The organism is Aquimarina sp. MMG015, assembly GCF_018100855.1.
In the GTDB taxonomy this organism is placed as follows: domain Bacteria; phylum Bacteroidota; class Bacteroidia; order Flavobacteriales; family Flavobacteriaceae; genus Aquimarina; species Aquimarina latercula.
The window spans coordinates 99,896-126,640 of sequence record NZ_JAGJEB010000006.1; the positions used below are offsets into that span (position 1 = coordinate 99,896).

General features: G+C 35.3%; 6 protein-coding genes. All 6 read left to right on the plus strand.

Annotation, left to right across the window (positions count from 1 at the left end; translation table 11 throughout):
• Window positions 1-142 precede the first annotated feature (142 nt).
• Complete coding sequence (locus J8L88_RS12815; protein WP_211060919.1) at window positions 143-6,763, plus strand: glycoside hydrolase family 48 protein; 6,621 nt, start codon at window positions 143-145, stop codon at window positions 6,761-6,763.
• Window positions 6,764-6,971: 208 nt separating this feature from the next.
• The gene (locus J8L88_RS12820) at window positions 6,972-9,353 is read left to right on the plus strand and encodes a cellulase family glycosylhydrolase (RefSeq protein ID WP_211060920.1); all 2,382 of its coding nucleotides are present in this window, start codon (window positions 6,972-6,974) and stop codon (window positions 9,351-9,353) included.
• Between the two features lie 142 nt (window positions 9,354-9,495).
• Complete coding sequence (locus tag J8L88_RS12825; RefSeq protein WP_211060921.1) at window positions 9,496-16,437, plus strand: PKD domain-containing protein; 6,942 nt, start codon at window positions 9,496-9,498, stop codon at window positions 16,435-16,437.
• Between the two features lie 210 nt (window positions 16,438-16,647).
• Complete coding sequence (locus J8L88_RS12830; protein ID WP_211060922.1) at window positions 16,648-20,055, plus strand: PKD domain-containing protein; 3,408 nt, start codon at window positions 16,648-16,650, stop codon at window positions 20,053-20,055.
• Window positions 20,056-20,288: 233 nt separating this feature from the next.
• Entirely contained in the window at window positions 20,289-23,543 is a 3,255-nt protein-coding gene (locus J8L88_RS12835) for an RICIN domain-containing protein (RefSeq protein ID WP_211060923.1), read from the plus strand.
• Window positions 23,544-23,578: 35 nt separating this feature from the next.
• On the plus strand, window positions 23,579-26,740 hold the full coding sequence (locus J8L88_RS12840; protein WP_211060924.1) for an RICIN domain-containing protein: 3,162 nt from the start codon (window positions 23,579-23,581) through the stop codon (window positions 26,738-26,740).
• Window positions 26,741-26,745 lie beyond the last annotated feature (5 nt).

The following is a 26,745-nucleotide window of genomic DNA, read 5'->3' on the forward strand; positions in this document are numbered from 1 at the left end:
GAATACTATATCGGATTCTCTTTAGACCAGATCAATTAATAAATCGAAGTATATGACTAGTCTGCATAAGACTATTTTCACTGCTTATAAAATCAAAATCAAAAACAATTTTCAAAACACAATTCTTAAAACTACACTAACAATGAGAAATTTAATTAAGATAAGTACTATTATATTATTGTGCTTATTCTGTGCTAAATCATCAGCACAGTTCAATTATGGAGAAGCACTGCAAAAGTCTTTGCTTTTCTATGAAACACAACAGTCCGGAAAGTTACCAGATTGGAATAGAATAAGTTGGCGATCCGATTCGGGAGTCAATGATGGAGCAGATGTAGGTCTTGATCTAACCGGAGGTTGGAATGATGCTGGAGATCACGTTAAGTTCGGTTTTCCAATGGCTTTTTCTGTAACTGCTCTAAACTGGGGATTCCTAGAGTATAAGGACGGATATGATACGGCAAATCAGACAGAACATTTTAAAAGAAACATTAAATGGGTTACGGATTATTTTATTAAATGTCATCCCTCTCCTAATGTTTTTTATGCGCAGGTAGCGGATAGTAAATCACAAGATCATAATTTCTGGATGCCAGCAGAAATGGTTGACGTGCATCCTATGTATGGACAACGAAAATCATATGCTTTAACCACAAGCAATCCTGGTACAGATGTAGCTTGTGAGACAGCCGCTGCACTTGCATCAGCAAGTATAATCTTTAAAGATAGCGATCCTGCTTACAGTGCTACGTTATTGAGTCATGCAATTGAATTGTATGAATTCGGAGATAATCATAGAGGACTTTATACTTCAGAAGGTAATATACCAGCTGTAGGTACTTATACATCTGGTAATTATCAAGATGAATTAACCTGGGGAGCACTTTGGTTGTACAAAGCTACAGGAGATCAAAAATATTTGGATAAAGCTGAAGCGGAATATGCGCAGCCAGATTTTTTATGGAGTCTCGTATGGGAAGATAAGTCATATGGTAATATGGTTTTGTTATCAATTATTACCGGAAAAGAAACATATAAAATTGATGCCGAGCGTCATTTAGATTGGTGGCAAGAAGGAAACGGAGGAGTTAATTATTCTCCAGGTGGTCAAGCACATTTAACACAATGGGGATCTTTGCGTCATGCAATGAATGCATCCCTTACCGCACTTATTTATAGTGATAATGTGAACACACCAAAAAGTACTCAGTATCGTAATTTTGCGATTAATCAGGTAAATTATGCCTTAGGCGATAATCCTAACAACAGAAGTTTGGTTACAGGTTTTGGAGTAAATCCTCCTACAAAACCTCACCATAGAGGACAACATTCTAGTTGGTCTAGGAGTAGTGCTAACCCAATAGAATCAAGACACACTATGTGGGGCGCATTAATGGGAGGTCCTGCTAAGCCAGATGATTTCTTCATAGAGGATAGAGATGACTTTCAAGCGAATGAAGTAGCTACAGATTATAATGCTTGTTATCAAGGAGTTTTAGCAAGAATGGTGATGGAATTTGGAGGGTCATCATTACCTAATTTTCCACAGCCAGAGACTCCTGGATTAGAGTTTGCTAACGAGGTTAAACTAAATAATGATCAGTCAAAGTTTACAGAAGTTGCAATATGGTTAAATAACCGTTCTGGATGGCCAGCGAGAGTACCAAATACTCTAAAAGCTCGTTATTTTGTTGATATTTCAGAAGGTATTGCAGCTGGATTTACTGCTAGTGATTACGAGCTTACTGCTCGTGGAGCAGGAAACACAACAATTAATAGTTTACAAGAATGGGATGCTTCTAGTAATATTTATTATGCAGAAATAGAAGTTGATCAAGATAATATGCCTTTTCCTGGAGGTCAAGGCGAGTATAGAAGTGAAATTCAACTAAGAGTTTCATTACCTACTAGTGCTCCAGAATCGGCTTGGGATGCATCTAATGATTTTTCGTATCAAGGATTAACCAGTGGATTACAAATTTCAGATAATGTACCAATCTATGCAGATGGAATATTAGTAGGAGGACGAGAGCCTAATGGTGGTGAAGTACCAACAGCATCTTTTACGGCTACTCCAGAATCAGGAACGGCTCCATTAGAGGTTTCGTTTGATGCTTCAGCTTCGTCTGACCCGAATGGAGATTCATTGAGTTATAATTGGGATTTTGGTAATGGTCAAACATCTTCTGTTGTAGATCCATTGATTACATATACAGAGATAGGATCTTATTTAGTAACTCTTACAGTTAATGATGGAACTAATACTTCCTCAGAATTTACACGAACAATTACCGTACTTGATGGGAATATAGCACCTATAGCTGATTTTTCAGTAACACCAACTACAGGTATAGCTCCGGTAATAGTTAATTTTGACGCGTCAGCTTCTTCCGATGAAAATGGTGATTCTTTGACATATGTATGGGATTTTGGTGATGGAGAATCAGGGTCTGGAGTAACAATTGCACATGAATATGCTGTAATAGGAGAATATGATGCTCAACTTACGGTAAGTGATGGTAGTAAAGAAGATACAAAAACCATAACAATTACAGTTACAGATGGAAGTCCAGTAGCTGCTTTTACTGTAAGTACAGATTCAGGAGTTGCACCATTAGATGTTACTTTTGATGCCTCTGGATCTGCAGATCCAACAGGAGGAAGTCTTACATATAGTTGGGATCTAGGGAATGGTCAAACAGCTTCTACAGTAACCACTTCCGCTACATATACAGATATAGGAGAAGTGATTGTAACACTAACAGTTACAAATGCTTCGGGAGATACAGATGCAGTGACAAAAGCTATTACTATTACTGATGGTAGTGTAAGCTGTACGTTTGATACTCCAATACCTAATGGATTACCTTCTATTAATGAGGAGTTTCAGAATATTTTTGTTTTAGGAGATGGAGGACCAAATTTGGATAATATTGCCAAGTTTAATATTAACTGGAGTTTAGAAAATAATGGATTATATCAGTTTTCTATGAATACCAATAATGGTACTCCTAGTTGGTGGAATGATTTTTTACCAAACATTACACAAAACTTCAATTCTTCTCAGCCAGAGATTACAATTACAGGTTCTGGTTTTGTCGGGCTTGATGGTTCATATTATGTAACAATCGATGAGGGTAATTTTGTTTTAGTTTCTAAGACTGGTGGATTTACTATTTATTTTAGCACTTCTGCAACTGCACCGGATTGTGATGGAGGAATATCGAATCCAATTATAACGGATGGTGGTAGTATCACTGGAGGCCCATTTGTATTTACAGTAGGGGATGGTGTTGCTGATAATGTATCAGGAATTACTTTAACTGGGAATACAGGCGCTAATTCTCAATGGGTAGTAACAGATGATCAGAATGTTATTCTTGGATTACCAGGAAATATCGAAGATGTTGATTTTGATGGAGCAGGAACAGGAACTTGTTTAATCTGGCATTTAAGTTATGAAGATGGATTACAAGGTTTAGAAGCAAATAATAATGTTTCAGCATTAGTAGGAGATTTTGATTTTTCTAACTCAATTGATGTAGTAAGAAATCCAGTAAACCAACCAGGTCCTGATGGAGGAGTTATATCAGGAGGTCCGTTCACGTTTACCGTTGGAGATGGTATTACAGACAATGTTTCTGGAATTTCTTTAGCAGGAAATACAGGTACTAATTTTCAATGGGTAGTAACAGATGATCAGAATGTTATTCTTGGATTACCAGGAAACATCGAAGATGTTGATTTTGATGGAGCAGGAACAGGAACTTGTTTAATTTGGCATTTAAGTTATGAGGATGGATTACAAGGTTTAACACCAAATACGAATGTTTCGGATTTAGTAGGAGATTTTGATTTTTCGAATTCTATAGCTGTCATCCGAAATCCAGTCACTATTGGTGGCGATTGTACTTTTGATACACCAATTGCATCAGCATTACCATCTATTGATAATAGATATACTAACGTATTTGTATTAGGCGATGGAGGTCCAGATCCTAGTAATATTAGAGAGTTTTCTATCAACTGGAATCTAGAAAATAACGGATTATATCAATTTGCATTAAATACAAATAATGGTACTCCTGATTGGTATGTAGATCTTAGTGGAAATCTAACTCATAATTTTAACTCTTCTCAACCAGAAGCTATTTTAACAGGAACTCAGATTAGTGGTTTGGATGGCGAGTATTGGGTGAATGTAGATGGAGATAATTTTGTAATGGTTTCTAAAAATAATGGATTCACACTTTATTTCAGTTTAAGTCCTACAACGCCTGATTGTGGCGATACTGGAGGAGGAAATACAGATCCTGTGGCGGATATTTCTGCAACCCCTATTTCTGGAGAAGCACCACTTTTAGTAATATTTGACGCAGTTGCTTCTATCGATGCAGATGGAGATGCATTAAGTTACGCTTGGGATTTTGGAGATGGCAATACTGCTAATGGAGTGACTGTAGAAAATACATTTACTTCTGTAGGAGATTATTCGGTAACATTAATTGTGGATGATGGTAATGGAGGTACAGATCAGGCAGTGATAACAATTACGGTAACGGATGGTGATATTATAATTAACCCTCCTACTGGTGAAAATGCATATATCGATCGTTTTATCGAAATGAGAAATGAGTTCTATGATCCTGCAAATGGATATTTTAGTGCAGATGGTTCTCCACATCACTCAGTGGAAACATTAATTGTAGAAGCTCCTGATCACGGTCATGAATCAACTAGTGAATTATATTCGTACTGGTTGTGGCTAGAAGTTATGAACGGTAGAATTACACAAGATTGGGCTCCGTTAAATAATGTTTGGAATAAAATTGAGGAATTTATAATTCCTACTACAGCGGATCAGCCTAGTAATGGTGCCTATAATGCTTCATCTCCAGCAGCATTCGCAAGTGAATTCCCATTGCCAAGTGATTATCCGGCACCACTTAATTTTAGTGCTCCGGTTGGATCAGATCCAGTTTCACCAGATTTAACTGCAACATACGGTGCTGATATTTATCAGATGCATTGGTTATTAGATAATGATAACTTTTATGGATATGGTAACAGAGGTGATGGCGTAAGTACACCATCATATATAAATACTTTCCAAAGAGGAGAACAGGAATCAGTTTATGAAACTGTACCTCACCCATCTTGGGAGAGTTTCGACTGGGGAGGAACCAATGGATATCTTCCACTATTTATTGAAGATCAAAATTATGCACAACAATGGAGATATACAAGTGCTCCGGATGCAGATGCAAGAGCAGTTCAAGCAATGTATTGGGCTCAAGTGTATGCAAAAGAACAAGGTGCAAGTTTAGGAAGTTTAGATTTAGATAAAGCATCTAAAATGGGAGATTTCCTTAGGCTATCAATGTTTGATAAGTATTTTAAACCCATGGGAGTACAAAGTGCGACCAGTGGAGCGGGATCTGGATATGACAGTGCACATTACTTAATGTCGTGGTACATGTCTTGGGGTGGTTCGGCAGATCCTGCTTCGCAATGGGCCTTTAGAATAAGTTCTAGTCATTGCCACTTCGGATATCAGAATCCTATGGCGGCTTATGCTTTAACACAGGTAGATGAGTTGAAACCAATATCTCAGAATGGAGAAAGAGATTGGACTGAAAGTTTAAAAAGACAAATGGAATTTTATACTTGGCTACAGTCTAAAGAAGGTGCTATTGCTGGTGGAGCTACTAATAGTTGGAATGGAGATTATAGTCCATATCCTGCTGGTAAATCTACATTCTACGATATGGCTTTTGATACTGATCCTGTATATCATGATCCAGGAAGTGGAACTTGGTTCGGATGGCAAGCTTGGTCTATGGAGAGAGTGGCAGAGTATTACTATATCACAAACGATCCAATGGCAAAATCTCTGATGGATAAATGGGCAACATGGGTTAAAAGTGAAGTAAAACTTATCGGAACAGATGATTTCGAAATACCTGCTACTTTAGAGTGGACTGGTGAACCAGATACTTGGAATCCAGATAGTCCTGGAAGTAATGATAACCTTAGTGTTGTAGTTACAGATTATGGTAAAGATTTAGGTGTGGCAGCTTCTATGGCAAAGGCACTTATTTATTATGCAGCAGCAACCCAAAAGCATGCTACTTTAGATACAGAATCTCGTGATTTAGCTAAAGAAGTATTAGATAGAATGTGGAATACGTATAGAGATGATAAAGGGGTTTCTTCTCCAGAAGATAGAGGAGATTTTGCAAGAATCTTTGAAGAAGAAGTATACATTCCTAATGGTTTTAGCGGAACAATGCCTAATGGAGATCAGATTAAACCTGGAGTTACATTCCTAGATATAAGATCAGATTATAAAAATGATCCAGATTTTGATAGATTAGAAGCAGCATACAATGCTGGAGAGGAATATACACAACGTTATCATAGAAGTTGGGCTCAGATAGAAGTAGCATTAGCTAATGCAGAATTTGGATTCTTTTTTGGAGATCAAGAACCAGGAGTTAAAGCTCCAGAAAAAGAACTTACCGTAAGTGCTACACCAAATCCTGCTTCGGATTATATTACACTTTCTACTAATTTTGATATGACAAATGTTAGAATTAGAGTGATAGATATTGCTGGTAATGTGATCAGAACAGAATCTATGAAAAATGAACAAAAGTCTACTAGACTTTCTGTTAATGGATTACCTTCTGGAATGTATATTTTAGAAATATATGATATAACTACTGGAGATAAATTCAGAAATAAAATTATTAAAAACTAATTTTAAAAAATAGAGAGAGGTTGTACAACCTCTCTCTTACTTTTTTTATTCTTTTTTAAGTCTGAATATATAGACATCTTCTTAAAAGTATAAATGAACAAAAGTTTGCTAAAATCATAGGTTTGTCATATACTTTTCAGTTACCACAATTTTGAGCAAACTAATACCAATTACAATAACTACGCTAATTATTGAAAAAAATATATACATGAAACGATTTATAAATTATATGATGATTCTGTTACTGTTTTTCAGCAGTATTACAGAAATTATAGCACAACAACAAAATTTCTTAACTGTATCAGGAAATAAATTATATGATACAACAGGAAAAGAAGTACGTCTAACTGGTGTAAATTGGTTTGGTTTTGAAACACAAAACTATTCTCCTCATGGAATTTGGTCAAGAGATATGAAAAGTGTTTTACAACAAATTAAAGATTTAGGTTTTAATACCATACGGGTTCCTTGGTGTAACGAGATGTTAAACCCGAGTTCTTCTATTGCCATAAATTCTTATGGTACTGATGCCTATAGCGGAGTATCACCAATGAATGAAGAAGAAGCAACGGTAAGCAAGCCAATAGAATTATTTGACATTTTTGTAAAATGGTGTCAGGAAAATGACATGAAGATTGTATTAGATAATCATTCTAGAGCCGCTGATGGTTTTTTAAACGAGGCGGTTTGGTATACTCCAGAATATTCTGAGGAACGTTGGATTAACGACTGGGTTTTTATAGCTGATCGTTATAAGAATTACTCTGCAGTGGTAGCTATGGATTTAAATAACGAACCTCATGGATCTACTTGGGGTGATAGTAACCCTGATACAGATTGGAATAAGGCAGCAGAACGTTGTGGTAATGCAGTTCTTCAGGCAAATCCGAATGTTTTAATTATAATTGAAGGTGTAGGAGAATTTGAAGGAAACTCATATTGGTGGGGTGGACAATTAATGGGAGCAAAGAAATATCCAGTTCAATTGTCTGATCCAAGTAAACTTATGTATTCTGCTCATGAATATGGTCCTGAGGTATCCCAACAAGACTGGTTTACTGCTAGCGATTTTCCTCAAAATATGCCTGGTTTATGGACTGATAATTTTCATTATTTATATGAAGAGGGTACTTCTCCACTATTTTTAGGAGAATTTGGGATTAAAGATCAAGATGCTTTTGGAGGTATTTCCTATACCTGGTTTACCGAGTTTACAGATTTCATGGGTGATATTTATTCTTGGACATTTTGGAGTATGAATCCAAATTCTGGAGATACCGGAGGAATTTTACAAGATGATTGGACAAATGTTAATCAATGGAAATTAGATGTGTTAACTCCCCATTTGGCACCATTTATTCCTAATGTTGTAGGAGGAACAGGAAATCTTCCTCCTACAGCTAGATTTACTTCGGATATAGACTCAGGTAATGCACCTTTAACAGTGCAATTTGATGCATCTGAATCCACAGATCCTGATGGAGACAATTTATCTTATTCTTGGAATTTTGGCGATGGATCTACTGCCACTGGAGTAGGAATATCTCATTTGTTTACGCAACCAGGTACTTATCAAGTTAGTCTTACTGTTAATGATGGAGCATTAAGTGATACTGCTAATAAAACCATAATTGTTATAGACGATACGGTTTCCACGGTTACTGCTAATTTAGTTACGGACAATAACTCGGGAGTAGCGCCAGCAACTATTAATTTCGACGCTACAGGTTCTATATCATCAGATGGAAGTGCATTGGTTTATGGCTGGGATTTTGGAGATGGAACTGCTGGTTCTGGAGTAACTATAAATCACGTGTTTGTAGAGGCAGGTAGTTATGATGTTGTATTAACAGTATCTAATGCAGACGGAATCTCTGATACAGCAATTACTACTATTGTGATTACAGAATCAAATACTGGAGGTGATTGTAATTTTGGAGCACCATTAGCTAACCCTTTACCAACTATTTCTAATGCTTCGTACAGCAATATATATATTCTTGGATCTGGCGGACCGGACTTAAGTAATGTTACTAATTTTACTGTTAATTGGGATTTACAAAATAATGGTCTTTGGCAATTCTCTATGAATACCAATAATGGAATTCCAAGCTGGTGGAATGATTTAAAAACTAATGTTACTATTCAAAATTTTAATACTGCGCAACCTAGTATTACCATTGCAGGTACAGGTTTTTCTAACTTAGATGGTGCTTATTACGCAACAATTGATGGGGATAATTTTGCATTGGTATCTAAAAGCGGAGCGTTTACAATTTATTTTAGTAATAGTAATACAGCTCCTAATTGTCAGGAACAGTTAAAAGATCCAATTGTTGAGAATGACGTAATAAGAATAAAAGCATATCCAAACCCTGTGTCGGATAAATTAATGATAAGTCAGGATAATAGTTTTAATAATGCACAAATGAAAATAGTTGATATATCAGGAAAAGTAATTAAAACATTTTCTACAATTACTGATACAAATATGATAGAGTTAAATGTTTCAGAATTAAAGGCTGGCGTTTATTTTATAAAAATATTTGACCAAAAGAATATTGTAACAAAACAAATTATAAAGCAATAATTTAAAGAGTAGTATAAAAGAGACTCTAAGATGATTGATATGTTAGTTGTCTCTTTTGTACTAATATCCTGAAAATACCTACAACAGACTTTTCTTTATAGAAAAGAAACAGCAAAATAATTTACAAAACTCACCACTTATTATGGGACCAACACCAAACAATAAGCGTGGATGGCGTGCGTATATAAAAGATACTCGTAAAGCACTCTTTTACACGATAGCAATATCAATATCATTAGGCCTTGCCGTCATATCATTCGTAGATGTATATGATGGAACAGAAGGACCAATGATGACAACCCAAACTTGGCCTGCGGGAACTTTTCTTTCTAATTTCCCTGAAGGAGATAGAATTAATACTTACCATCGTAATTACTTGATGATTAATGGCCAAGCTGGAACAGGAATATGGGATGTTTCTAACCCTACGGCTCCCAAAAAAGTACAATTTAGCGATGCAGCAAATAACGGACATAGATGGTGGAAATTAGAAGGAGATCTTTTCTATAGAGAATATTCGGTTCCCGAAGTAGAAGGAACTGGATATAAATATTTAGATCTTTCTAATATGTTAGAAAGAAAACCAATTACTACTTCGGATATTCTCTATACCGTACAAGACGGGCAATCTAATTATGATAATTTAGAAACTTTTCCACATACTATAGATGGTAATAGAGTTTTTGATATGAGAACTGGAGAGCAATTAGATGACATCCCAACTTCAGTTTCTTTGCCAGATGTAGTAGTTAGAATAGGGAACTATGTTTTTTATGCACCACAAACAGGGGATATAAGTGTATTTGATTTTGGTGACCCTACTAATATTAAATTTCTTGGTTCATTTGGAGGAGATATTCCTCATGAGCAGTATAGTACAGGGTTTCAATTATGGCGAAATCACTTAGTTTTCATGAGTGGAAATGAAGGGCCAAATGCTTTGGTTGGATTTGATATAAGTGATCCAACTGATGTTAAATTAGGTTTTAGTTTACATTCTGATCAAGCCACATTAGGAAGGTATATGATATTTCAGGATGAGTTTGGTTTTTCTGGTCGTTTTGATCGGGGAGTCAAATTTAATTTTGAAACTATGGAAATTGAACAAGAGTTTTTTCCACCATCAAGTGATGAGACACTTCAGTTTATAGATAATCAATGGATGCCAATAGGCCATATTCTTATAGCAAGTGGAGATGATAAGACGTCTATTTTTGCTCATCAGGATGGACTTGATACAAAACCTCCAACAGTAGGTCATCATTTTCCTATTTCTGGGGCAATTAATCAACCTATTTCTTCTACAATAGGTTTTGTAATAAATGAAACATTAAATGATTTAACGCTTAGTGACGAGACTATACAAGTAAGTCCTTTAGGAGGTGATCCAATTCGGGGTGATGTGACCACAACATCTTATCAAGTTATAAATTATGCCCCAAAAGAAGATTTACTTCCTAATACAACCTACGAAGTAAAGTTTGTAGAAGGAGGTGTAAAAGATGCTGTTGGTAATGGGATTGAAGAGTATGTGTTTTACTTTACTACTGGAGGCGATGCTTCTAATCAATCCCCTGTAATTACAGGAATTGATGTAGACATCTCTTCTCCGGTAACGATCGGAACTACTATAAATTTTACAGCGAATGCAAGTGATCCTGATGGTAATGATTTGAAATATAGATGGAATTTTGATGATAATTCTCCTAAAAACCAATGGATTGGAGCGGTTAGTAGTCATACGTATACAGAACCAGGAAATTACCTGATACAAGTACAAATTTCTGATGATAATGGTGGTTTTGTAGTAGGATCTCAATCTATTGTAATAGTAGATGCTATATATGATAAGTTACCAACACAATCGGGACCCATTACCGTTGATACTGATAATAGAACTGTGTGGTCAGTAAATCCCGATAATAATTCTGTAACACTTATTAATTCGGATGATTTATCTATTATTAATGAAATACAAGTAGGAAAAGACCCTGTTAATATAGCATTAGATTCCCAGGGGAAAGCTTGGGTCACGTGTCGAGATTCTGATGAGGTGTATATTTTAAGAAAAGATGGAATATTAGAAACCAAAATATCTTTAGAAAGTGGATCTCAACCTTATGGAATTGTATTTACACCTGATGGTAATCGCGGGTTTGTATCAACTTTTGGTTCAGGTAAAATATTAGAGTTTTCAATAGTTACTAATTCAATTGTCAATGAATTAGCTGTTGGAGAAAAACCTAGAGCAATGGCTATAGATGGAGAAGGGGAAGTGCTTTTAGTAACAAGGTTTGTTTCTCCAGATCAAGAAGGACAAATATGGAAAATAGATTTAAATACATTTACTCTTGACACAACTATTGGATTGCCATTGGATGATTTTACACAGGATAATGGAAATCAAGGAAGAGGTTTGCCTAATTATGTTTCAGGGATAACTATTCATCCAAATAATGAATCAGCGTGGTCAGTAGCTAAAAAGGATAATATTCTTAGAGGATTAAATCGTGATGGAAAACCACTGTCATTTGATAATGTTGTGAGGACCGCAATATCATCTATTGATCTAACAACTAATAATGAAAATCTAAATGAGAGGTTGGATATCGATAATCATGGTCAGCCTTCATCGGCTTTATACACGCCAACTGGAAATTACCTTTTTGTTACCATGCAAGGTAACAATAGAATTGTAGTAATAGATCCTAAAACGGGACAAGAATTGCTTAAAAAAGATGTGGGAAAAGCTCCTCAAGGACTGACAATAGATCCTGTAAATAATCGGGTTTTTGTGAAGAATTTTATGGATCGTTCAGTTACGGTTTTTGATGCTAATGAGATGATAAATGATGGTAGCAGTACGTTGGAAGAATTATCGACGATTGTAACGGTAGATAATGAGTTACTATCAGCTACAGAACTTAAAGGGAAACAAATATTCTATGATGCGGCCGATATCAGAATGGGTACAGATGGTTATGTGAGTTGCGCTACCTGTCATATCGATGGAGGAGAAGATGGAAGAACTTGGGACTTTACTGATAGAGGAGAAGGATTGAGAAATACAATCTCTTTAATAGGTAGAGCAGGAACAGCTCACGGGAGAGTTCATTGGAGCGCTAATTTTGATGAGATTCAGGATTTTGAAAATGATATTCGATTTCATTTTAAGGGACAAGGTTTTATGAGTGATCAGGATTTTAATGACGGTACAACGGCATTAACTACTGGAGATCCTAAAACTGGGAAATCAGTTGATTTAGATGCTTTAACGGCGTATATAGAATCTCTAAATAGTTTTAGCCCTAGTCCATATCGAAATAATGATGGATCGCTTACAGCAGATGGAGTAGCAGGAAAATCTTTATTTGAAGATCTAAAATGCTATGCTTGCCATAGTGGGAGTAATTTTACAGATAGTAATTCTGGAAAATTACACGATGTTGGTACAATTACGAGTACTACGGGAAATCGTTTGGATAAAAAATTACTTGGGATTGATGTGCCAACGTTAAAAGATGTCTGGGCAACAGCTCCATATCTTCATAATGGAATGGCCAAAACTATAGAAGAAGTACTAACAATTTATAATAATGATACTCACGGAGTAACATCATCTTTAAATGCCACTCAAATAAGACAATTAGAGGCATATATAAAACAGATTGATGGTTCCGAATTAGCCAAACCATCAGAGCAGTTACTAAAAATGGCTTCTCCTGTTGATGGATCTATAATTGATAGAGCAGAATCACAAAACCTTAGTGTTGATACTAATATAGAAGGGATTACAAAGATTCAATATTTTGTAGATAATGAAATGATAGAAGAAGTGGTAAGTGCTCCTTTCGCATCATCGTGGACACCTGTTCTTTGGAAAAACTATAGAATCAACGCAAAGGTTTTTTATAACAATGGTAATACAGCTTCTGTAACTCCGGAAATCACAGTTCAATTTAAGAATGTTATAAAAGTGATGTTTGTTGTTGGGGATAAAAATGCACTTACTTCCGAAGACCAACGTATAAAATCTAGATTGGAGCAAAAGTTTGGGTTTAAAATTACATTATTCTCGGATGAAGAAGCGACCAGTCCGCAATCTGCTAATCCATTCGACATGGCTTTAATTTCTTCCACAGTTGATCCTAGAGAACTAGGAAATGATTTAGAAGGAGCTAGAGTTCCATTGATGACTTGGAATCCATTTATGTATAACAAATTAAGAATGGTTACTGGAGAATTAAATAGTGGATTTGGTATTACAGAACAAGGTTTTTCTTCAATTGCAATAACATCTCCAGGACATCCAATGGCTGTAAATGCGGGTATTGAAACATCATTATATTCCATAAGTCAAAGTTTACCTTTCGGTAATCCAACAGATGAAGCTATTATTATTGCAACAGCCGGAACCAAACCTATTTTGTTTGGTTATGAGGCTAGTATTGATATCCCTTCGAGAAGAGTAGCTTTCCCATTGCGAGATCAGTTTATGCATTTGCTCACTGATCAAGGACTAGCCATGTTCGATGCAGCGGTTTTATGGACATTACATGGAGGCGATGCAGATACACCAATTGGCCCCTTGCCTGATGTGTTTTTTAAATCACCAGTGGATGGAGAGTTAGTTAATACTCCTTTGAAAATAGATTTTAATACTGAAGGTTGGGAATTACCATCTCAACAGTATAAACTAAGATTTAAAATTGATGGACAAGATCGTGGATTAATAACCTCCGAAGGGGAATTTACGGATGGTACAGCTTTATCAGAAGGCCCTCATGAGTTGTTATTACAAATGGAGAGAAGTGATAATTCTGTAACAGATTTAGGTGAAACAATTACGATAATAGTTACTAACGAAACATTACCACAAAATCCTACAGCAATTATTCAATCCCCATCAGATGGTGGATTGGTAGGACCTGATTTTAATATAGAATTTTCTACTTATAAATGGGATATTCATCCAGGAGGACAGCATATTAAGTATTTTATTGATGGAATCGAGAAAGGTTCTATGTTCGAAATAGCACCAATACCAGTTTCAGGCTTGTCAGAAGGTGTACACACTATCACATTATCATTAGCTACGGAAAACGGAGAAATCATTGGAGATTCTGCAGAGGTTACAATAACTGTGGATGAACGATTTAATAATCTTCCGGATACCGATTTTAGTTTAGAATATAGAGATAATAGTTCTGGGGTATCTACATCAGAATTAAAGCCTGTATTTCAGATAGTAAGTGAGTCATCAGAAAGTCATTCATTAAAAGATTTCAAAATTAGATACTGGTATACTCCAGAACATAATCAAGCTATGAATTTTAATATAGATTATTCCGCAGTAGTAGGAACTGTAGGTGGCTTTGATTCTAGTTTAGAAGAAAATTATATAGAGATTGGGTTTAGTGCATCTTCTGGAAATTTAAATCCTAATAGTAAGTCTGGTCAAATTCAGACTAGATTACATCATTCAGGTTTTCAAACACATAATCAGAATAATGATTATTCATATGACGCAGGAAAGACTTCTCTGAAACCACATGTATTAACAACCTTATACTATAAAGGTGAATTAGTTTGGGGATTAGAGCCTAATGGTGGAGGAATAGTAAATAGAAAACCAAATGCTATTATAAACCCTAGTATTGTATCAGGAACAGCACCTTTATCCGTAGATTTTGATGCTTCAGCTTCTAGTGATCCGGATGGGGATTCACTGAGTTATTCGTGGGATTTTGGGAATGGTAATGTTACTACAGGTGTAACTAGTCAGTTTACATTTCTTACTCCAGGTGATTATGAGGTTGAATTAACTGTGGATGATGGAAACGGAAATTCCGATACAGAATCTATTGTGATTATGGTTAAAGACGAAACTCCAACTTTAATTTCTAGTTTTACATTAAACTCAGTATCAGGAAATGTACCTTTAGTTGTCGATTTTGATTCTTCGAGTTCTGTATATCCGGATGGATCTGTGATAGCATATATTTGGGATTTTGGAGATGGAAATACGAGTGATTTGGCCAATCCTTCTCATACATATACTAGTTCTGGATCTTATGCGGTTACGTTAACAATTAGTGATGGCGTAGTCTCGGACATTTCTGATCCAATTACTATTAGTGTTCTTGAGGGTAACGTCGCTCCGCAAGCTAGTTTTGATATGTCGGTAACATCAGGAGTTGCTCCTTTGCTGGTAAGCTTTGATGCTTCAACTTCTTCTGACTCCAATGGAGATACTTTAGAATACCTATGGGATTTTGGTGATGGAACAACCGGAGAAGGAATAAATAGTACCCATACATATACGGCAGCTGGAGAATATATTATTTCTCTTACAGTAAGTGATGGACTTTTATCAGCTAATCAAACAGCTGTACTTCTGGTAAATGAATCTACGGGCAGTACTAATTGTAGTTTTGGCGCTCCTATGCAAAATCCATTACCTACATTATCTAATTCCACATTTGATTATGCCTATGTTTTAGGAGAAGGAGGTCCGGATTTAAGCAACATGGCTAATTTTACAATCAACTGGGATTTACAAAACAATGGATTATGGCAATGTTCAATGAATATGAGTGATGGTAACCCTGCTTGGTGGATTGATTTAAAGGCAAATATTGAAAGTCAAACATTTAATCAAGTACAACCAAGCATAACATTTTCTGGAATAGGAATATCAAATTTTGATGGTGTTTATGATGCTGTTATGGATGGAAATAATTTGGTGCTCGTTTCTAAAACAGCAGGATTTACTATATACTTTAGTAATGAAAATAATGCTCCTAATTGTGATAACAAGCTAAGTGAACCATTAAAAGATACTTCGATCTCAGTAACGGCGTTTCCTAATCCGGTAATAGATTATCTAACAATACAAAGTAATCAAAATTTAAAAGGAACTTTTATTAAGGTTGTAGATATAAATGGAAAGGTCTTATCATCTAGTAATATTCAGAGAAACATAGAGTCGATACGATTGGATATGAATACGTTTCAATCAGGGATATACTTCATACAAATTAGGAAGAATCAAAAAACCGTAATTAAACAAATTATTAAATAAGAAAATCACTGTTAGATCTCTTATTTAAATAGGAGATCTAACAGTGGTTATAAAATAAAACTCTAAACAATAAACTTTTAAAAAGAAAGAATTTAGAACATCCGAAATAGAGTGTTCTTAGAATCGGGGGATTCATGAGTTAGGAATAGTTGGAATAATGATTATCAATTCAAACTTAAATCAACATACACACAACTAATTCTTTTAAAAATGAAAACTAACATTAAAATTTTATTAATAGCGAGCTTGCTCTGTAGCATGCAAGTATTTGCTCAAAAACAAAAAAGTGCTCCCACGGGATTCGTATATGCAGAAGAAGAAAAGTTCATGTTGGATGGGAGACCTTATTACTTTTCTGGAGCCAATGTATATGATTTTTTTACTTACGGATCTTCCAGTGGCGATATTGAAACCCAATTTATGGACAAAGATCGCATAGATCAACATATGCGAAGATTATATAAAAATGGAATCAGAGTTGTACGATTATGGGGATTTAGCCACGAAGATTGGCACGGTTTTGAACCTCAAAAAGGAGTATATAGTGAAGCTCAATTTTCTTTATTTGATTATATCATTAAATCAGCTGAAGCTAATGGGATAAAATTAATCGTCGCTTTAGAAAATTATTGGAATGATTACGGAGGTATCAAAGATCGTCTTAAATGGGAAGGAATCGATGTACAAGGTGCCGGAGAACATGATCAAGGGCAATTTTTTACTAATCCATCGGCTGTACAAGGATATAAGGATTATGTGGAGTACTTTCTTACTCGTGTCAATCATTATGATAATGTAGAATATAGAAACGATCCTACGATTTTAGCTTGGGAATTAATGAATGAGCCTAGGTATCAGGGTTTTGGAGATGATATTGCTTCCGATGTTCTAAGAGCTTGGGTTGATGATATGGGAGCTTTTATTAAAGAGCTTGATCCTAATCATTTGTTAGGGACTGGTTTAGAAGCTCATGGAACCAAATATAATTTTGGAGGAGATGAAGGAAATGATTTTATAAAAATACACGAATCTCCATATATTGATTTTACATCAGCTCATCCTTATATTAGAGAAAGTTGGTCCAATTTTACATTAGAACAAACCATGAAACTAATGGAACAATGGTCTAATGAGTCTCATAATATCATCAAAAAGCCTTTATATATTGGAGAGTTTAATGTAGAAATCCAAGAACGATACGAGTGGTGGGAAGAGATGTATGCTTTTATTGAGGAAAATAAGATCGGAGCAAGTGGCTTCTGGTGGTTTCCTGATAATAATACACCTAGAGATAAATTTGGTGTGTTCGAAGGTGATGTCGAAGTTGCTATTTATAAAGAGCATGCGCTGAGAATGGAAGAAATGTCTGGAGGAGAAGCCATTTATCTATCTCTGTTATCTCCTAAGTCGGGAGATAAGTATGTAACTGGTAGTGTTGTACATGTGGAAGCTAATTTGCTCAATGAAAATAATACGATTAATAAAGTAGAGTTTTTTAGCAATGGAGAATTGATAGGAGAAGACACTACTGCACCCTATGAGTTAGATATATCAGGCTTGCCTGATGGTAATTACACTATTACTTCGGTAGCTACGGGTATTAGTGGATTAACTAAAACATCAACACCTAGAAATATTCAAATAGGAGGAGATGGTATATTATCATTAGAATATAAGGATGCTTCTATTGAGGCGATAACAAATGTTATAAAACCGCATTTTAGATTATTTAATAATTCTTCTCAGGATGTTGCATATTCAGATCTAAGTATTCGCTATTGGTTCGAGACAGAGGTTGATTTGCCACTTAGTTTTTTTATAGATTATGCAATGATAGGAAGTAGTAATGTTAAAGGGCAAATTGTTAGTACAGAGCCTAACAAACATTACCTAGAAATTACATTTGACCCCGCCGCAGGTATATTAGGAAGAAACGCTGGTTCCGGAAGAATGGAACCCAAAATAGCGAATAGCAATTGGTCCGATACAGATCAAACGAATGATTATTCTTATGATGGAACTAAGAAGGATTTTGAGACTTGGGAAAAAGTTGCCTTGTATCTTAATGGAAAATTAGTTAGCGGTATTGAACCAGGAACAACAATAGATACTCCAACGGCAGTAATTCAAGCTTCTACTATAAGTGGAGATGGACCTTTGTCTGTAACATTTGATGGATCAGCGTCCACAGATCCAAATGGAGATCTTCTAACATATAGTTGGGATTTTGGAAATGGAGATACCGCTATAAATGGAATAGTAATATATGAGTTTGCTGAATTTGGAGAAGCTTTAGTTACTCTTACAGTTGATGATGGTAATGGAAATTCAGATAGCGAAACAATTGCGATTACAGTTACCGACCCTAATGTAGCACCTTTAGCTATTTTTACCAGCGATATCGAAATAGGTGTGGCACCAATACGTATTACTTTTGATGCGTCAGAATCAACAGATGCGAACAATGACACGTTATCTTATACGTGGGATTTTGGAAATGGAGATACTGCAACAGGAGTAGTAGTCTCATATCAATTTGAAAATGAAGGAGAGTTTGATGTAAAACTCACTGTAAGTGATGGTAAAATTGAAGATTCTACAATAAGAAAAATTATAATTTCTGATGGAAATCCTATTGCAAATATTATTGCAGACGTGACCTCAGGTTCTGCTCCTTTGCAAGTAACATTCGATGGTTCAGGTTCTACAGATCCTTCTAATAATACATTAAGTTATTTGTGGGATTTTGGAGATGGGACAACAGAAACAGGTCAAATCGTTGTTCATACTTTTAATACTATTGGATTTTATACAGTAACTCTTCAGGTAGATAATGGGCAAGGAGGAATTGATAGTAGTACAATGGTAATTCAAGTACAAGAGATACTTCCTGTATCAGATATATCCGTAGAATATAAAGATGGTGGTAATGGTAATGCCACGGATAACATGATCAATCCACATTTTAGAATTCAAAATAATAGTGACCTTGCAGTTTCTTATCAAGACATAACAGTTAGGTATTGGTTCACTTCAGAAGATAATAATGAACTTAATTTTTGGTGCGATTGGGCGCAATTAGGAGCTGAAATGGTTAATGGGGTTTTTGGTCAACAGAATAATGTAGATTATCTCGAAGTTTCATTTGATCCAGCTTCTGGAATGTTAATGCCTAGCCAGAATTCTGGACCAATACAAACAAGGTTTGCTAAAACCAATTGGAGCACTTTCGATGAAAATGATGATTACTCTTACAAGTCCTTGTTAACCGATTTTCAGTTTAATAATGAGATGACTTTGTATGTGAATGGAAATTTGGTTTGGGGCATAGAACCACCTGCTTCTGTAACAACATTAGATTTGTTGAAAAACGTAAAAGTTTATCCAAACCCCGCTAAAAACCATATTAATATTTCAGGTTTTGAGGTTTTGGAAAAAATTGAAGTGAAATTGACAAATCTAGTAGGTAATTTAGTTCGTAGAGCTAATCCGAATGAAAGGCAATCAATCATAACATTTTCATTAGATAACCTAGAACAAGGAATCTATATTTTAGAGATTAAAGACCTTATAGAAAACGTGACTTCAAGAAGAAAAATTATAGTCAATAATAGATAGCAAAAAAAGATATTGATATGGATGATGAATTAGAAATAATCACCCTTGTCAGTCTTTAAAAAAGAGCAATAAAAATAGAATTTATTGGAAAAAATAAAGAAGCTTTTTAGCTCTCAAACTTGTTGTTCTATTTAACGAATTCTAGCATAATACCTGCGGTTAATAGAAGAAGCAATACAGAAATAAGAGGTAATATTATTTTCGCCAAAATTAATCAAACTCAACAATTAGCAATGAAAAACAATCAAACTCTCAAAACCTTTTTTCGAAAATGTATATGGATACTTTTATTCATATTTGTGTCTTCCTTACACGCGAAAAATATTTATGTAGCAAAAAACGGGAATGATTCAAATTCCGGAACACAATCAAGTCCATATAAGACAATTGCAAAGGCATCTGCAGTAGCACAACCAGGCGATGTTATTGTTATTGGAGGAGGTACCTATGAGGAAGTCATAAGACCAGCAAGATCAGGGCAAGCGGGTCAGCCTATTACATATACTTCAAAACAAGGAGAAAAAGTAATAATTAGCGCTATGCAAGCGCTTAGCGCTTGGCAAAAAGACAATGGAGCTATTTACAAAACCAAAATAAACTGGGATTTAGGACAAGAAAACTTTGTTTTGAATGGTAATACAGCAATGGATTTGGCAAGGTGGCCCAATAATACAGATGGTGATCCTTTCACGTTAAATTCTCGTCGAAATGATGGAGGTAGTGGAAGCAATGTAGTGAATGGAGCTTTTTTAACATCTTCACAAATTCCTAATATTAATTGGTCGGGAGGATCAGTTTTCTTTTACGGAGACAAACCTGGATCAGGGTGGATCGCCTGGAAAGCATTTATTAATAGTAGTTCTTCTGGAAGAGTAAATTTTACACTGGATAAAAATCCTGCTTGGATTAGAACTTTCCATGCCCCAGCTGATAAAGGAGATTTTTATTTAGAAGGAGTAAAAGGAGCTTTAGATTATCAAAATGAATGGTGGTTTAATAAGCAGACAAAAGAATTATTTGTACAAATGCCAGGTGGGCAGGCACCAGTTAATGGAGTTGTACAAATGAGAAGAAGAACAACAACCGTAGATCTAAGTGGTAGAAGTTTTATTCATATCAGAAACCTCGCTGTTTTTGGAGGATCGATTAATATGCCTAGAAATTCAAATAATAATGTGATTTATGGTGTTTCCTCTTTTTATGGGAATCATACACAAGGTGTTCAAAAAGGTTTTTCTGCCAATAAACAAAGTGTTTTAATGGAGGGAAATAATAATACAATAGAGCGTTGTGAGATAGCTTTTGGAGCTGCCAATGGTATCAAAGTAAGTGGTGATAAAAATAGAATTCTTAATTCTAGAATTCATGATTTTAATTATATCGGTTCTTATGATGCGCCCATTAATGCAAGAGGAGGAAAAAATACTCTTTTCAAAGGAAATACAATTTTTAGAGCTGGAAGAGATGGTATTCAATTCTTTAATAATAGAAGTGAGTTTGCTTATAATGATGTATATAGGTCAAACTTAATTAATGATGATTGTGCTTTACTATACACAGTAGGTGGGCCGCATTATGGGGAGATTCATCATAATTGGTTTCATGATAATGAGGGTAGAGGAAAATTAAGAAAAGCTGCAGCTATCTATTTAGATAATGATGCAGAAGCATTTTCAGTACATCATAATGTAGTATGGAATGTAGAGTGGACTGGAGTCCAGATTAATTGGAATGGTAAAGACATTGATATTTTTAATAATACGTTGGTCAAGACAGAGGGAGGAGCTATGGGAGCTTGGCATAAGGAAGGAACAGCTTTTTCGAATGTTAAGGTCTGGAATAATATTGCTGATGTTAAAACTGAAGATGACCCTTCTACACAAGAGGACGAAGGTACTTTCGAAAGAGATGCGGATAAGCAAAATAATGTAATTACTCAATCTGGTTATACGAATTATAACGGAAATAATTTTACATTAAGATCTAACTCACCCGCAGTAAACGCTGGTAGAAGAATATCAGGTATAACTGATGGATTTGTAGGATCTGCACCGGATGCAGGGGCATATGAATTTGGAGGCGAAAATTGGGTGCCAGGAATTAATTGGAATTCAGATCTAGGTCCTACAGGGAATGGATGCTATGGATTACCAGGAGAAGTTTGTAATGTGAGTACCACTCCAGATGAGGTTACTTTTGTAAATCCAGCAACAACTATTCAACCACAAACTTCCTATGATTTTAAAGTGAATTATAGTGCTTCCATAAATAGAGAAATTGTGGTAGAATTTTGGTCATCAACGGGCTGGTTAGGTCAGCAAATGGTAGCAGTGAATGCAGGGACGGGAACAGCAAATGTTACCGTTGATTTGGCATCTGCACCAACTCCAGGTACAGGATATATCTACAAAGCGCATATAAGACCAGTAGGTACTACCTGGCAGGAAGCTATTGATAGAGATCAGGTGGAAAATGTAACTGTTGCTAACCAAACATTTGCGGATAAGGTTTCTTTTAGTAATGCACCAACTACTATTGTACAAGCTACTTCGTATTCATTTGATATTAATTATGAAGCTTCAACCACTAGGGATATTATCGTAGAGTTTTGGTCATCTACAGGTTGGATTGCACAACAAAATGAGCAAGTTGCTAAAGGTATTGGTACAAAAACAATTACTGTTAATCTACCTAATTTGCCTTCACCAGGAAGTGGATATGTTTATAAAGTGCATATCAGGCCATTAAATACCTCTTGGCAAGATGCAATCGATAGAGATCAGGTAAACAATGTGACAGTAAGTGCTCGTTTTACTCAATTAATTCCAAATGGCATTTATCATATAGAATCTCCTCAGAATAATGAAAGATTATTAGCTCGCGCTTTAGAAAGCCATAGTGCTAGAATGCATAAGCCAGCGAATTTTGATGATCAGAAATGGGAGATTAAGCATATTAGTGATAATTCATATACCATTAAAAATTTAGGAACGAACAGATATTTAGAAGTTCCTTATGCTCGTTGTGAAAATGGAACCAATGTCGCCACTTGGACCGATGATGTAGATTCTCATAAGAAATGGAAAATCGTTAAGAATGGTAATGATATTTATGGGATAAAACCGATGCATTGTCTTTCTAGAGCATTAGATAGAGCCGGAGGAGTAGTTGGTGCGAATGCAACTATTTGGGATTATAATAATACAAATGCGAATCAAAAATGGAAAATTCTCTCCATAGGAAATAGACAAGACCCTACATCAGATGATTCAGTACTAACGGTATATCCAAATCCATCCAAAGAATCGATCACTATTCTGGGAGTGGAGGCTAATGATATCATTACTATTTATGACATCACTGGTAAAACGATTAAGAAAACGAAACTGACTTCTGTAGATGAATTGATATCTATATCCGATATGGAATCCGGAGTTTACATACTATCTGTTTTCGGAAAAAGTAAAATACAATTTGTAAAAGAGTAAATCAGCTAATTAAATTAATTTATAATAATCAAACCATGAAAATTAAATTTTTAATTGGCTTTCTCTGGGTATTCTGTGCCCAGAGTTTACTCGCCAAGGACTATTATGTAGCAACTAATGGAAATGATAATAACAACGGTGCTATAAGTAGTCCCTTCAAAACATTTGCTAAAGCAGTTTCAGTAATGAAAGCTGGGGATGTATGTGTTATCCGAGAAGGAGTATATACCGAGCCTTTAGTTGTTAATAAAAAAGGAACTCAAAATAATTATATCACCTTTAAAGCTGCAGATGGAGAAAATGTAAAAATCAAGGCAACAAAGTTTATTAATGGATGGCAATTACATTCTGGTAATATTTATAAGGCATCTGTGAATATGACTGTAGAAGAAAGGTTTCGGAATGTTTACCATAATCAACAGTATATGGATTTGGCGAGGTGGCCAAATAATGTTGACAACAATAGATTTACGGTAGATTGTAAATTTATTGATAATGGTGGCAGCAATTATTTTAGTGTCTCAGGAGTACCCAATTTCGATTGGACAGGCGGATTAGTGTATTATATTGGAGGACATTCGGGTACTAGTTGGACAAGAAGAATTACTCGTAGCACCGGAAATAGGATTGAACACGCAGGAGTGAATATAAATAAATGGCCATTTAATCCTCATAACCCAACAATTATAAGAAATGGACATAGAGGACAATTGTATCTGTTTAATAAATTTGAAGCCTTAGATTATGCCAGAGAATGGTATTACGATACTGTAACTAAAACACTATATTTTCAACCTGCGAATGGTAAAAAACCTGCTAATAATACAGTAGAGTATGCCACTCGTAAATTTATTGCGGAAGTAAAAGGAGATTATATAAAAATTGAAGGTATTGAGTTTTTTGGAGGAAGTGTAAAGATCAATGGTCGTTCTAATATCTTTGAGAATAATAAAGTAATCCATGGAAGTGAAGGTTTTGATAATATAAATAGTACGAGCGCAGGTGTAGGTGAATCATCAATCGAAGTGTTGGGACCTAATACTATTATAAGAAATTGTACCATTAATCATAGTTCTGCAAATGGAATTTCGGTTCAGAGTTGGGCAAATGCTCATAATTCTATTATCGAGAAAAATACCATTTCAAATATCGATTATTTAGGAATTCATGCTACGCCTATAAGAACGAGAGCAAATAATGTAAAAGTCCTAAAGAATAAAATTACCAATTCAGGAAGAGATGGAATGTACGTTAGTGGAGATAACTGCGAAGTTGCTTATAATGATGTGTCAAGAGCGCAGCTAATCAATGCTGATTCAGGAGTTTTTTATACAGTTGGTGATGATAGACGAAAAGGAACTGAAATTCATCATAATTGGTTTCATGATTCAAAACCACCTTCATATGCTGGAAATAAAGCAGCTGGGATATACTTAGATAATAATAGTAAAGGATATGTTGTCCATCATAATGTGGTATGGAATGTATCTTGGACTGGTTATCAGGTAAACTGGAATAATGAACATTTAGACTTTTTTCATAACACTATCTGGAATGCAGGAGAAGCAATGGGCTCATGGGTAAATGGTTATCCACAAAGTGATAATAGAGTTTATAATAATTATTCGAATAAAGAAGGATGGCATGAAGCACCAGGGTTTGAATACAAGAATAATATAATAAATGCTACTTCTCCATTTGAGAATGCAAATGGTCTAAATTTTATGCCAAAATCTAATGGATCTGTGGTCAATAGCGGAAGAGTGATTGCAGGATTCGAAAAAGCTTATAAAGGTTCTGCACCAGATATTGGAGCTTACGAACGAGGAGGAACGAGATGGACTGCAGGAATTGATGCAATAGAAGATACAGGAGAAGGAGATGCAGCAAATGATCAAATTGTATTTATCAATCTTTCCACTACAATTGCTTCTCAAACTTCCTATGATTTTGAAGTGCAATACAGTGCAGATACCAATAGAGATATTGTAGTACAGTTTTGGTCAGCTACCGAATGGTTAGGTCAGAAAAGAGTTACTGTGGGAAGTGGTTCAGATACTATAATTGTAACAGTCGATTTACCAACAGCACCAATCCCGGGTTCTGGATATGTTTATAAAGCAGATATTAGACCTGTAGGTACTAGTTGGCAAGAGACTATTGATACAGATCAGATTAATAATGTAACTGTGCAAGGGCAAACATTAGAAGATAAAATATCTTTTAGTAATTCTCCGAATAGTATGGCGCAGGCGACTTCTTATACTTTAGATGTAAACTATGAGGCTTCTTCTAATAGAGAAATTGTAATGTCTTTTTGGTCAGCTACCGGATGGATTGCAGCGCAAGAAGAAGTGGTAACAGCAGGAACTGGATCTAAAGCAATTACAATCGATCTTCCGAATATGCCACAACCTGGTTCAGGATATTTATTTAAGGTACATATTAGACCAGTAGGAACTACTTGGCAAGATGCATTAGCTACTGATCAGACAAATGATATTACTGTTACTGAACTTTTTACTCAGTTAATTCCAAATGGTATTTATCATATAGAATCTCCTCAGAATAATGAGAGATTACTAGCTCGTGCTTTAGAAAGCCATAGTGCCAGAATGCATAAGCCAGCAAATTTTGATGATCAGAAATGGGAGATTAAGCATATTAGTGATAATTCATATACCATTAAAAATGTTGGAACTAATAGATATTTGGAAGTTCCTTATGCACGTTGTGAAAATGGAAGTAATGTAGGTACTTGGATTAATGATTTGGATTCACATAAAAAATGGAAAATCGTTAAGAATGGTAACGATATTTATGGAATAAAACCGATGCATTGTCTTTCTAGAGCATTAGATAGAGCCGGAGGAACCATTGGGACAAATGCCATTATCTGGAATTATAGTAGTACCAATACAAACCAAAAGTGGAAAGTTCTCTCCGTAGGAAACAGACAGGATCCTACATCAGATAATTCAGTACTGGCAGTATATCCAAATCCGTCCAAAGAATCGATTGCTATTCTAGGAGTTGAAGCGAATGATATTATTACTATTTATGATATCACTGGTAAAACGATTAAGAAAACGAAACTAACTTCTGGAGATGAGTTAATATCAATTTCGGATATAGAATCTGGGGTTTATATACTATCTGTTTTCGGAAAAAGTAAAACACAATTTGTAAAAGAGTAACAACT

Excerpts from the sequence above, each read along its gene's own strand:
- J8L88_RS12830 (WP_211060922.1), top strand. The coding sequence starts at position 16,648 with ATGAAAACTAACATTAAAATTTTATTAATAGCGAGCTTGCTCTGTAGC.
- J8L88_RS12820 (WP_211060920.1), top strand. The coding sequence starts at position 6,972 with ATGAAACGATTTATAAATTATATGATGATTCTGTTACTGTTTTTCAGC.
- J8L88_RS12825 (WP_211060921.1), top strand. The coding sequence starts at position 9,496 with ATGGGACCAACACCAAACAATAAGCGTGGATGGCGTGCGTATATAAAA.
- J8L88_RS12815 (WP_211060919.1), top strand. The coding sequence starts at position 143 with ATGAGAAATTTAATTAAGATAAGTACTATTATATTATTGTGCTTATTC.
- J8L88_RS12835 (WP_211060923.1), top strand. The coding sequence starts at position 20,289 with ATGAAAAACAATCAAACTCTCAAAACCTTTTTTCGAAAATGTATATGG.
- J8L88_RS12840 (WP_211060924.1), top strand. The coding sequence starts at position 23,579 with ATGAAAATTAAATTTTTAATTGGCTTTCTCTGGGTATTCTGTGCCCAG.